Below are 12,995 nucleotides of genomic sequence, written 5' to 3'. Positions count from 1 at the left end.
TTCGCTGAGCAAACAAAACAATAACAAAAATCACCAGAAGGAAATTGACCATGAATACATCTAAACAAAGCGGTCAAGGCTACCAGCACAGAGACAACCTATTTATTGACTCCTCTTTACTGACTTTTATTGAGCAGCAGTTGCTCACTAATAGCACCGTTAGTTCGGCTCAGTTTTTTGAGGCTTTATCTGTCTTGGTAGAAGAATTTGGTGGAACCTATCGTCGACTCAATCAAAGTAATCAAGAGATGACCGGTGAAGATCATTTGCAATTATGCCAAGACAGCGCCCAGACAAAATCGGCCATTAATATTAGCCGAGGTAGCAGCAAAGCGATTTTAGACGAGTATGGCTGCGCTATTCCAAGTTGTATATTAGACGTACTCACCACGACAATGCTTGCCGAGCAACAAAACATGATGTTGTCTTTAAGTACCAGTAATGTAGCTGAAGCCGAATTAATGGAAGCGGTATTTAATCGCGCTCATGATTTGCTAACATTTAGCACTATACATATTGAAGTACTTCGCCCCATCGATAACGTAGCTTGCATAGCACAAGCACGCCAGCGAGCCGAATACAGTCAGCCTAAGGCGCTGGTAAGTCACGGCTAGCGGGTAACATCAATCATTAAAAATCGAGGCGAAAGCCTCGTTTTTAGTTTCCACTTAGTTCACGTTTCTCACTGATACTTTATGAAATCAGCAGCTCATGAGTAGCTAATCACTTATCCATCTATCTAGATCTCAGAAAACAAAATCAGCGCATGACATCGTGGTCATACCTATCCAATAAGAGTCTATCTTATTTTACTTGTCACAATGCGCTGGTTATTGGTAGCAATAGTATTAACCCTACTGATGGAGACGATCATGCTCGAAAATATAAGGGGCTGCGGTGTGCAGGCTTTAGCAAAAATACGTGTATTAATGTTAATTGCTACTAGCTGTTTCCTGATAGCCTGCCATTCCTCGCCAAGCACTGAACAACGCCAATCTTCTTTATTGGAAATAGAATCACTGGCGCCAGTGGCCGTGCAAGCTGAATTCAGCCTGCGTTTAAGCGATGATATGAGTTTACCGCATCAATTGTTACCTAACGGTGTTCCATCATCTTTTGACTGGGCACAAGCCCCTCGTATTGGTTTTGGTAATTATCCGGGTAGTTTTTCTGCATTTCTCACTTGGGGCCAAGCCTATTTAGCGGCTGGCTCCCAGCCAGTAGCAAATGTGCGAATACAAATAGCCCATTTAACCAGCTACGTGTTAGATAGCCAAGATATGCAATGGTATGTGTTGCAGTCTTCTACTGAAGTCTCTGGCCATCATTACCGTGAAGATTTTGTAGATGATGAAAATAAACCTGCAGTATTAAAAGACGAATTGGTGGCCAGCTCTGTCGCTATGACCGAGGGGTATAACTTTCACTTTTGGCCTAAGTATAGTGGGCGTAAAAGTATCAGTGAATCTCGTATTGCAGGGGTTATTTCTGTGGTGGCTGCTCGCTTGGTGATGGATGATATCAATGGTCCCGATAATCGTGACCAAGCGCAATACTTGATGAGTGTAGGCTCAGATTATTGGTTAGATAAGCAAGCTAATTGGCAACAATGGTCCACTAATGGAGATGTAGGCATTGGGCGGTTTAGCCGTATCAATAATCAGTGGCAGTGGTTTACTATGCATAGCTTATCGCAACAACAACTGGCTCAAGCCCTACCGGTACTCGTTCCCATTGAGCCTTAAGCATTCCAAGCCCGAATGAGCTTGGCAGTAACAAGGGGGGTTATTTCCCGTTGCTTTCGTCACTATTTGCCGCTCTTACTTTTTCGCGCCGTTGGCTAGAAAATTGATTGTCGGTGACTTGAAAGCTATTGGTTAATTCTAATAGGCGTTCTCCCAGTTTACCGATATCGCTACTCACATGATCACACAAGTGAATCGATTCCAAGGTGTTATCAAAGCTTGAATCCATTTGCTGAAAGTTGTCAGATACATCTGACAGGCATTGAAGTTGCCCCTGAATTGCTGAGTCGATGCTCTGCACATACTTTTCAATGGTGGTAATTGCCGTTTCAATGTCCTCCCAGCTGCTTTGCGTTTGGTTGACTTTGATTGAGCATTCTTCCGTTGAGGCTAATCCCTGCTCCATGATGTTAGTTACCTGGGTGGTGCTGAGGGTAATCTTATTCACTATGTTGGTGACATCATCTACAGACTCTTTTGTTCTTGATGCAAGCCCACGAACCTCATCGGCTACCACCGCGAAACCTCTGCCCATTTCTCCTGCTCGAGCAGCCTCAATGGAGGCGTTTAACGCTAATAAGTTGGTTTGTTCTGCAATCCCTTTTATCACATCAACAATTCTGACAATTTCGTCGGTATCGGTTTCTAGCTGGCTTACTGCAGACGAGGTACTAACAATATTTTGTTTTAGTGCCGCCATTTTGTTCGCTGTAGAACCTACCGTATCCCGACCTACGATGATTTCACCGGTGGTGTGTTCTGCCGCCGATTTTATATTGTTAAGCTCTTGATTGACGGAGTGGCTGCTATTTAAGGCTAGGGTCAGTTGTTCGCGGACATTTTCCGATTGCTCTTGAGTGTTTTTAGCGTAAACAGTGAGTGAACCATTAATGTCTTTAACGTCTTCAGACATGGGCGTCATTCTAATAATAGAGCCCATTAATTGCGAATAAGTTTGGTCTAAATAGCCGATAAACAGATTTACCCCCTTGGCTAGGGTCGATATCTCATCGCTGCCTTTGTCGGCAAGCCTGATCCTAAGATCACCTTGTCCTGAAGACAGCTGGCTGACAGTCGTTAGCATGTTTCTGATTGGCGCAGTAATGGTTTTCGCTAGCAGCCAGCCAACGATACTGGCAATAATCAAGGCCGCAATAGCTAAGCCAACTAAGCTACTAATGGTTTTCTCTTGTATTTGGCTGGCTAAGTACAAGGCTTCACTTTCATCCATTTCACTTAATACACTCCAGCTCACCCCCTCAATAGATAAAGGCTGGTAAGCCGACACAACACTCACCCCACGATAATCATCAAATACAGCGGTTCCGGTTTTTCCGGCAATGACCGCCTGACTGCCTTGGGTATCGATTTTTTGCAGCCCCATAGAGGTTTGTTTGGCTCTCATCTTTTCAATGTTCTGTTCTGACATCCCCAAATTCTGCATTGCTGTTAAATAGGCGGCTAAATCTTCAATCAAAAAACGCGCATCAGAGCGCATTAAGCCATCTTGACCGATCAAATAGGTTTCACCGCTATCTCCTAAGCCGGATGTTTTCCAACTATTGTCATGAGTCATGATGCTATTTAGCCGGTCGATGGGCATTTGAAAAATTAATACACCGATCACGCTATTATTGGCCATAATGGGACTCGCGATAAAGGCCGCTTGGGCATCATAGGAAGGCGGGTAAGCGGCAAAGTCGGTTAAAACGGTTTGCTTGGTTTGTAATACTTGCTTGAAGACTTGGCCAATGTTGGTGTGTTGATATGGCCCTTCTTTTAAGGACGTTGCAAAATCTAACTCTTTAAACACCGAATAGACAATGTAGCCATTATCGGGCTCGACTAAAAATACATCGTAGTAACCAAATTCTTTTTGAAAATGATGGATAGCAGAATGGTATTTGCTGTGTGCTTGAGCATACGCGCTTGTTTCGTCAATATTAGTGAGCTGGTCTTTACTGCCTAAGGGAGCGGGGTTATCAGCAATAAATACTTGTTGAAACTCTTTAGTGCGTTGCGACAGTTGCTTAAGTGCCATGCTGGAAGGGGACGTTTCGCCAGGGTTTTGCTTGCTATATTCAGCAGAAAAATCTTGAGTATAGTACTGTTCTAAGGTTTGATTTGATGTATTGGCTAAGGGGCGCTTGAAAAAGGCCGTTTTAAATTGTGCCATTGCCTCTTGGTACATTAAGTTACTGGCTGAGGTTTCTATTTGGCCTCGTATCGTTCCAAAATAACCTTCAACCTGTTTAGCCACTTGATTTCGGTTGGAAATGAGCTGATTTTCAGCGTTCACCAGTAATAACTTTTTCGACTCAGAGATGGTAATGCCGCCAAGGATTAAACAGCTGGTAATGACAAAAAATAAAGTGAGCGTTGAGGTACTCAGCAAAAGCTTGGATTGTAATTTCATGCCAACAGTCTTATAAATTTATTAGGTTTATCATTGAGTTTAGTGTCAATTCCATTAAACAGGCAAGGTTGAAAATCGACTAATTGTGATACCGGTCAAACTGTAGACTATTGGCTTTTATAGGTACTTTAAGCAGCGCTTAGCGAGTTAATTTGGCTGGCTCTGCTTGACTGATTTCACACTCGGCGGTGTCAAGTTGAGTGGGTGCTATCCATATGTTTTATTACCGCATCACCAAATGCTGAGCAGCTTACTTCGGTAGCATCTTCTATCATACGGGCAAAGTCGTAGGTAACGGTGCGCGCACCTATGGCGCCATTGACACCTTGGCTAATTAATTCTGCCGCCTCTATCCAGCCAATGTGTTTTAGCATCATTTGGGCGCATAAAATAATCGAACAAGGATTGACTTTATCTTGTCCAGCAAGGCGAGGCACAGTGCCATGAGTGGGTTCAAAAAAAGCCACTTCGCTACTCATATTGGCGCCAGGAGCAATCCCAATGCCACCAACATGTGCAGCCAGCGCGTCAGCCAACAAATCCCCATTTTGGTTCATGGTGGCGATAACGTCATACAGTTCTGGATGCAAGGTGACTTGTTGAAACATACTATCGGAGATAATGTCTTTGATGATTAATGGTGCTTGTTGCTCACCACGTGGAATTTCTAACCAATAGCCGTTATTGTGAAGGCGTGCGCCAAACTCTTGTTCTGCTAACTCATAGCCCCAATTCTTAAACGCGCCCTCAGTAAACTTCATGATGTTACCTTTGTGCACCAAGGTAACCGATGCCCGCTTATGCTCTAAGGCGTATTGGATAGCATGGCGAATCAAACGCTTCGAGCCCTGCTCTGAAATATGTTTGATGCCAATGCCACATTCTTCACTAAAACGTATTTTGCTAACGCCCATTTCTTGCTGAAGAAAATCAATCACTCGCTCAGCGGCGGGACTACCGGCTTTCCACTCTATACCACTATAAATGTCTTCAGAGTTTTCTCTAAATACCACCATATCGGTTAACTCAGGGTGTTTAAGGGGAGAAGGTACGCCCTCAAACCAGCGTATAGGACGAATATTGACAAATAAGTCCATTTCTTGACGCAATGATATGTTTAGTGAACGAAAGCCCCCACCGATAGGCGTGGTTAGGGGCCCTTTAATTGCGACTCGGTGCTCTCTAATTGCGCCTAAGGTCTCTTGTGGAAACCAGTCTCCATCGTACATATTGGCGGCCTTTTCGCCATTAAATACCTCCATCCACATTATCTTTCGGCCAGCACCATAGGCTTTGGCGACCGCAGCATCTACCACCTTAAGCATGACTGGGCTTATATCTACCCCTACACCGTCTCCCTCGATATAAGCAATGATCGGTTTATTCGGCACTTGTAATACTTGGTGGTGGTCTAGCGTGATTTTTTCACCATCTTTTGGCGGCACAATATGTTGGTAACGCATCAAAAACACCCATACCTTATCAAAGTGCGTATTGGTCAGTGATCGAGTTCACTGTCGTTTGTCTGTTTACTCTACTGTGCGTTTTTGTTGGCTGCAATGATGATGACAAAGTGTGGTGACCTTGGTCTGACTTTTCGGGGCACCCTGGTCTTTTGTTCCTCGCGGACAGGTGATTTTAAGTATTACTAATTTTGGTTTTTGGGTTCATAAAGGTTTCACTAAACAAACGCTTACAGTGTTTTAGCCCACAATTTAAGCATTCGCCGCAGTTTCCATTAAGTTATATCGCCAGTCACTCTTGAAAGCGTTCTCATGGTCTGTACTATCGCTTCGCTCAACGTAAGCAAGGAAGCTGTATCAATAACGACGTGCAGTTCTATGAGTGACATTTCACCACAAATTAAAGCGATTATTCCGATACAAAAATACAGGTATGTTATGAGATTTAAAATTCTTTCCGCGGCTGTGGTTTTAGCATTATTACCAATGGCTGTTTTTGCTGAAACCGAAACTGAAACTGAAACCGATATAAATGTAAATGCTGATTTAGAAGAGCAAGTGGCTAGCTCCCAGCCTGTCATTCTCACTCCAAGCAATGAGCTTGAAGAAGGCGTCATATTCTCTGGTTACGCTCGCTATGGTTTACATTATTCTGATGATATTAAACATTATGTGCTTGCCGAAGGTCAGTTAGCAGGTAATGCCACGGGGCGCTTAGGTAACGAAGGTAACGGCGGTGAATTCCAGTTTGCTAAAGCATTTCAAAATGAGGGAGGGGCACTGTGGGACCTAGTGCTAATGCTAGAGAATTGGTCTAAATACCAAACCAATTTAGAAAGCGGTGAAACCGTTTCTGAGTATGGTGATGTAGCATTGAAAAAATTCTATGCGGGCGGTACCAATGTTTTTGCCTCTCAACCCAATGCCTACATTTGGGCGGGGCGAGACTTTCATCAGCGCCCACAACAAGATCTAAATGACTACTTCTGGATGACCCACGATGGTCAAGGTGGTGGTATTTACAATCTAGAATTAGGGGCTGCCGCTAAATTAGACTTTTCGGTGGTGGGGCAAGTTGACGGCCCCGGTGATAACGGTAACTACGCCTTTACTTCTAAGTTGCACAGCATCGGAGTTACCGACTCAATTAACATGAGCGTTCTATTTAATTACGGGTTTGAGAACGATCAATACGATGAAGACGGCAATCGCACTAACGAAGCTAAAATTAGCGCTTATCAAGTGGCCGCAGTGTTTGACCAAAACTGGTCGCAAGGGCGTAATCAACTGATTGTGCGTTATGCTGATAACACCGATACCAGTGTTTATAGCAAGGTCGCAGACCTAACTACTCTATTTGTGAGTGTAGAAGGCTTGGCGAATCTTGATAAGCATTTTAGTCTTGCTTATTTAGCGGGATATCATAATTCTGATACCAAACCAGCAGATGAAGCGCGTACTAACTATAGTGCTATTATGCGCCCAATGTATAGTTGGAACGCCACGCACTCAACTTGGGTAGAAGCGGGTTACTCGCTGGTTGATTATGAGCAAGGTGGCAAGAATACCGCTTGGAAAGTCACCCTTTCTCAGAACGTAACGCTAAATACATTTGCTAATAGCCGTCCGATGCTACGTTTCTACGCGACAGTAGGGGAAGCCGATAACCAAATTCGGGCTAACGAGCTTGTAGCGGCTAAGCAAGATACTTTAGCGTTAGGTGCTATGTTTGAAGCTTGGTGGTAAGCCACAGGCTTAACACTTTTTTGTTAATGTAGCCCCTGTGATTTAGCGAAAGGTGCTGGTGAAAACCTGCGCCTTTCTATTCGCTACACTTCACGGTCTATTACACTACTTTGGCCATGCGCCTTCTCACTGTTCCTCGCATTTCTTATAAGCCGAGCGCGAGGTTAACTGTTGGCGGCTTTCGCTATTAGCGACTGCTGGCCACATGACCTATTCGTGCAACGCCATCCTGTAACAATCGCTTAATCATTCTGTGCACCCATTCACTGTCGGTGCGCTGTTTACGCGACAAATCCCTTTGTTGTTTGTAGCGGTGATGGCAGAGCGTGATCACCTAAATGCCTAATGAGTTAACTCTCTAATAATACTCACTATGCAATATTTTTTATAATTCAATGCGCATTTCATGGTTTTTAATTTCATGGTTTTATCATTTTTATTGTGTTTGTAGCGTTCCTGCTCACAATTTTAGTATTAGCTTTAATTTCATTGTGTTTATGTGACTGAAGATTTTTGAAAGCGATTTCCTAATGTGTATTATCGATTTCACTTAAATTGCGCAGGAAAGCAGCATTAATAACTAGGCGGAGTCCAATAAGTGAAGCTTTATAAGAATTAAAGCGATTATTCCAATACAAAAATATAGGTAAAGTTATGAAATTTAAATTACTCTCCGCTGCTGTGGCTTTAGCGTTATCTCCAATGACAGTGTTGGCTGAAGCCGAAGCTGATGTAAATGCTGATTTAGAAGAGCAGGTGGCTAAGTCTCAGCCTATCGTTCTTACGCCAAGTAATGAGCTTGAAAAAGGCGTCATATTCTCTGGTTACGCTCGTTACGGCTTACATTATTCTGATGACTTTCAAAAATATGTTCAAGCTGAAGGTGAGTTAGCTGGGCGAGCAACGGGCCGTTTAGGTAATGAAAGTAACGGTGGTGAATTCCAATTTGCTAAAGCATTTCAAAGTGACAGTGGTGCCATTTGGGATGTGGTACTGATGCTAGAAAACTGGTGGAAGTATGAGTCTGAACTACAAAGCGGTGAGGAGATCTCGGAATATGGTGATATAGCGCTGAAAAAATTCTATGCGGGTGGTACCAATGTTTTGGCTTCTCAACCCAATGCCTATATTTGGGCCGGTCGAGATTTTCATCAGCGCCCACAACAAGATCTAAATGACTACTTCTGGATGACCCACGATGGTCAAGGTGGTGGTATTTACAATTTGGAATTGGGTGATGCCGCTAAATTGGATTTCTCGGTTGTCGGTCAAGTTGACGGCCCCGGTGACAACGGCAACTACGCGTTTACTTCTAAGCTACACAGCATTGGGGTTACCGACTCAATAAACATGAGCGTACTGTTTAACTACGGTTTTGAAAGCGATCAATATGATGAGAACGGCGATCGCACTAACGAAGACAAAATTAGTGCTTACCAAGTGGCTGCGGTATTTGACCAAAACTGGTCGCAAGGGCGTAATCAACTGATTATGCGTTATGCTGATAACACCGACACCAGTACCTTTAATAAAGTAGAAGATCTAACCACCTTATACGTAAGTTTAGAAGGGGCGGTGAACTTTAATGAAAGCTTTAGCTTAGGTTACTTAGGGGCTTATCATGACTATGATGCTAAGTCGTCAGATGACAATCGTACTAACTACAGTGGCATTGTACGCCCAATGTATAGCTGGAACGAAACGCATTCTACTTGGTTAGAAGCGGGTTACTCTGTGGTTGACTATGACCAAGGTGGCAAAAATACCGCTTGGAAAGTCACGCTTTCTCAGAACGTTACGCTAAATGCATTTGCTAACAGCCGTCCGATGTTACGCTTCTACGCGACAGTGGGTGAAGCTGACAACCAAGTACGCTCTAATGAGCTTCTTGAAGCAAAACAAGATACCTTAGCATTAGGTGCGATGTTTGAGTCTTGGTGGTAAGCCGCTCGTTTAAAGTGCTTTAGTCATTTTATAACGATCAGTCAGTAAAAAAGGGGGGAGGCTAAAGCCTCCCCCCTTTTTAATGTTCAGGTCTGAGTTTATTGCAGTGCTTCGGCTACACCCTCTATCGCAGGTTTTTGCTCTAGCTGACTGTTAAATAATAATGGCCAATCATTATGCCCGGTGAATCCTGGGATCCAGCTGTCAGCATCACTCACGCCCCATACCGTAATACCACCACGTTGGTTAGCGGGTACATTGCTGTAATAGGCGGCAACAATCTCTTTATAGCGCTGTTTTTGCTCTTCGGCTCTCGCGTTGTCAAATGAGTTATTATTGCCGTTAGGGTTCATTTTTATGTCAAGCTCAGTCACTTTAACTTTTAGACCGGTGTCAGCGGCTCTGGCAAACGATTTGCCAATGTCAGCGATGCTTGGCCAGTCGTAGTTAACATGCATTTGAAAACCTATGCCGTCAATCGGCACGTTCGCGGCTTGCAATTCTTCCACCATTCTCAATACCGAGTTAAGTTTTGCGCCATCGTCTTCAATATTGTAATCGTTGTAAAAGAGCTCGGCGTTTGCATCGGCAGCACGCGCCATTTTAAATGCTTCAGGAATAAAGTCTTTGCCTAAATTATTGTACCAAGGGCTACTACGGTAAGGTGCGTAACCGCCGGTGTTACTGTCATCAAAGGCTTCGTTTACCACATCCCAACTGGCTACGCGGCCCTTAAAGTGATCGGCAACGGTAGTGACGTGATCTTCCATCATCGCTGACCAGTCGCCGCTATAGCTGCTCATCCAGCTCGGCATTTGTGAATGCCAGACCAAAGCGTGGGCATGTACGGTAATGTTATTAGCAAGGGCCCAATCAACCAACGTATCGGCATCATCGAAGGTGAAATCACCTTGGCGTGGTTGAATATAAGCCGATTTCATGATGTTTTCAGCGGTAATTTGGTCAAAGTGTTGAATAACCACGTCTTGTAGATCTGGACGGGTTTCTATGCCGTTAGAAAATTGGCCTTCATATCCAGCGGGAACAGCGGTTCCCATATAAATAGAGCTAAGGGCTTTTAAACTCTCAATTTCTGGTACACGAATCGGTTCGCTGGGCTCTGAGCTAGAGCTACCACAGCCGCTAAGGGCCATGCTTATTGCTATAGGAAGTAAAGCTGAAGACAGTAAACGCATATAAAATCCTTATTAAGTGTTAGCGCTAAGCAAATCCACCAAGTTCAACTTGCTTAGGTGTCTGCTCACTATTAAACCGAACAATGCGTTGTCATCACATTGCTAAAACTGTTTCATTGTTTACCAGAATTATCTTTTGTGAAGTTAGAGGTCTTTCATTATTTCAGGCTGGGAGGGAGGGGAATAGTTTCGATAAATCAATAGATTAAAAGTGGTTATTGTGAGGGGTTGTGTGTTGGCAGATATTATTAGTGTTGGGCGCAGTGTTCAGCTGCGCCGTTTTTGTTGGTTGATTTATCCCGAGTAGAATTTATTTAGCGTAATTCTCGGCGGAGAATTTTCCCAACGTTGCTTTTGGGCAACTCTTCTCGATACTCAATGTCTTTCGGCATCTTATAGCCAGTAAGGTGCTTACGGCAGTGCTTTTTAATCTCATCGCGACCGACTCGAGCATTGCACACCACAAACAGTTTAACCCGTTCACCGGTGACGTCATCTTCCACACCAATCGCTGCCGCTTCAACAATCGAAGGGTGTAGCGTCGCCACTTCTTCAATTTCACTAGGAAATACGTTAAAGCCAGATACTAGAATCATGTCTTTCTTACGGTCTTCAATGAAGAAGTAGCCTTTTTCGTCCATGCGGCCAATATCGCCAGACTTAACCCAGCCGTCTTCGGTGAGCACATTGGCGGTTTCTTCAGGTTGATTCCAATACCCTTTCATGACTTGCGGGCCTTTAATTTGCAATTCGCCCACTTCTCCAACGTTTAGCTCTGCGCCGTTGTCATCGACGATGCGGATTTGTGTACTAGGCATTGGCACGCCAATAGAGGGGATAAACGCTTGTTGCTGGTGAGTACCAGCAGCCACAACTGGAGAGCATTCAGTTAAACCGTAACCTTCAATTATTGGCATTTGGGTTAGCTCTTGCCATTGGTCTGCAATGTGTTTTTGAGTGGCCATGCCGCCAGCAATAGTGAAGCGGGCTCTTGAGAAATCTAATTGGCGAAAGCCGGCATGATTAAGTAGACCATTAAATAAGGTATTTAAGCCAAAAATCATGGTAAACGGGTATTTACGTAAGTCGTTTACAAAGCTGTCTAAATCTCGCGGATTGGTAATTAATAGGTTTTTTCCACCAATATACAAAATGAACATCATGCTCACGGTGTTGGCAAAAATATGATAAAGAGGTAAGGGCGTTACGGCGTGTTCTTTATCTAACAAGGTGCGAGGCCCAAAGTGGTAAAACACCTGGATTACGTTGGCTAATACATTGCTATGAGTAAGAATCGCGCCTTTAGCTACACCAGTCGTACCGCCGGTGTATTGCAGAAATGCCATGTCATCACCACTAAGTTGTGGTTTTTTGTAAGCCATGGTCTTGCCTTGAGTTAAGGCTCTGCGCATAGAAATGGCACCGGGTAGATTGTATTTAGGCACCATCTTTTTTACGTACTTAACGACAAAGTTCACCAAGGTGCGCTTATGTACCGCCAGTTGGTCGCCAATGCTGGTGAGTATTACGTGCTTGACTTGAGTGTCTTTAATGACTTGTTGCAAGCTATTCCCAAAATTGGTGACGGCTACAATGGCGGTGGCCCCAGAATCACAAAGCTGATGTTTTAGCTCTCGCGGCGTGTAGAGTGGATTAACATTGACCACCACTAAGCCTGCGCGCAGTGCGCCAAATAAAGCAATAGGGTATTGCAGTACATTAGGCATCATTAAAGCGATGCGCTCACCGACTTTCATACCTAAATGTTGCTGTAAGTAGGCGGCGAAGGCTAAGGACTTTTGATCGAGCTCTTGGTAGCTAAGGCTGTGCCCCATATTCACAAAGGCAATTTGTTCGGGAGATTGATTGCAGCTGTGCTCAAACAGTTCCAGTAAGTTTTCAAACTGTTCTGTGCTTATTTCTGCTGGCACGTCGTCAGGGTAGCTGTTTAACCAAGGTTGGTCTGTTGAATTCATTTTCTATCCTCACCCTGTGGTTGGCGTATGCCGAGTATATTTAGCGATACTACTCTTGCATGTTGATATTTTTGCCGCACACAGCGCTTATCTATTTTTGCTCGCAAGATTAGCTGATTGGTCTGATAAACCCTAGTCTATTTTTTAAGATCATTGAGCTGAATCATCATCAAACGCTATGAAGTAACCACTTTTGTGGATAAAACACGGATTATGCTGAGTGTTTCCGTTGAATTGTAGTTTTTTAGTTGGTGAAGCATCACTTGATAAGCATAAACCTACCGCTACTCAGGGGAGAGTAAAGGCAATTAAGCCAAACCCAGATAGTCGCCGTGGGAGCATGGGTAATAGGTCTTTTTACCTATACAAAATGCCTTTAGAGCTTGTTTTAGTGGTCGCTGAATCAGCGTTGTCTCATTGTTTTTGGTTCATTTTCGAAATGCTTGGCAGTGGTTAATCGATATCTAATAGACATTATTATCAATGGCTTGTTTTGAATTTTTTGTTTT

8 protein-coding genes are annotated in these 12,995 nt (G+C 43.8%); 4 read left to right on the top strand and 4 right to left on the bottom strand.

From position 1 onward, the window contains the following. The first annotated feature begins 50 nt into the window (after positions 1-50). Both ACVFI8_RS05485 and ACVFI8_RS05480 read left to right on the top strand, forming a co-directional pair. Entirely contained in the window at positions 51-614 is a 564-nt protein-coding gene (locus ACVFI8_RS05485) for a hypothetical protein (RefSeq protein ID WP_457873288.1), read from the top strand. Positions 615-872: 258 nt separating this feature from the next. Further along, complete coding sequence (locus ACVFI8_RS05480) at positions 873-1,745, top strand: hypothetical protein (protein ID WP_457873287.1); 873 nt, start codon at positions 873-875, stop codon at positions 1,743-1,745. A 40-nt stretch (positions 1,746-1,785) separates the two neighbouring features. Here ACVFI8_RS05480 and ACVFI8_RS05475 read toward each other — a convergent pair whose 3' ends face one another. Next, a complete protein-coding gene (locus ACVFI8_RS05475) occupies positions 1,786-4,161 on the bottom strand; it encodes a methyl-accepting chemotaxis protein (RefSeq protein ID WP_457873286.1) in 2,376 nt (791 codons plus the stop codon). Between the two features lie 191 nt (positions 4,162-4,352). Beyond that, positions 4,353-5,624 carry an NADP-dependent isocitrate dehydrogenase gene (icd, locus tag ACVFI8_RS05470; RefSeq protein ID WP_457873285.1) on the bottom strand — a complete coding sequence of 424 codons (1,272 nt, stop codon included), beginning with the start codon at positions 5,622-5,624 and terminating at the stop codon, positions 4,353-4,355. A 438-nt stretch (positions 5,625-6,062) separates the two neighbouring features. Here icd and ACVFI8_RS05465 point away from each other — a divergent pair, with 438 nt between their 5' ends. Both ACVFI8_RS05465 and ACVFI8_RS05460 read left to right on the top strand, forming a co-directional pair. Next, a complete protein-coding gene (locus ACVFI8_RS05465; RefSeq protein ID WP_457873284.1) occupies positions 6,063-7,370 on the top strand; it encodes a carbohydrate porin in 1,308 nt (435 codons plus the stop codon). 654 nt (positions 7,371-8,024) lie between these two features. After that, entirely contained in the window at positions 8,025-9,314 is a 1,290-nt protein-coding gene (locus ACVFI8_RS05460; RefSeq protein ID WP_457873283.1) for a carbohydrate porin, read from the top strand. 98 nt (positions 9,315-9,412) lie between these two features. Here ACVFI8_RS05460 and ACVFI8_RS05455 read toward each other — a convergent pair whose 3' ends face one another. Both ACVFI8_RS05455 and ACVFI8_RS05450 read right to left on the bottom strand, forming a co-directional pair. Then, a complete protein-coding gene (locus tag ACVFI8_RS05455) occupies positions 9,413-10,510 on the bottom strand; it encodes an endo-1,4-beta-xylanase (RefSeq protein ID WP_457873282.1) in 1,098 nt (365 codons plus the stop codon). A gap of 314 nt (positions 10,511-10,824) precedes the next feature. After that, positions 10,825-12,486, bottom strand: coding sequence for an AMP-binding protein (locus ACVFI8_RS05450; RefSeq protein ID WP_457873281.1), 1,662 nt, complete (start codon positions 12,484-12,486; stop codon positions 10,825-10,827). Positions 12,487-12,995: the final 509 nt, after the last annotated feature.

The organism is Agarivorans sp. MS3-6 (assembly GCF_054112545.1).
This window is presented reverse-complemented; position numbering and strand designations above follow the sequence as displayed.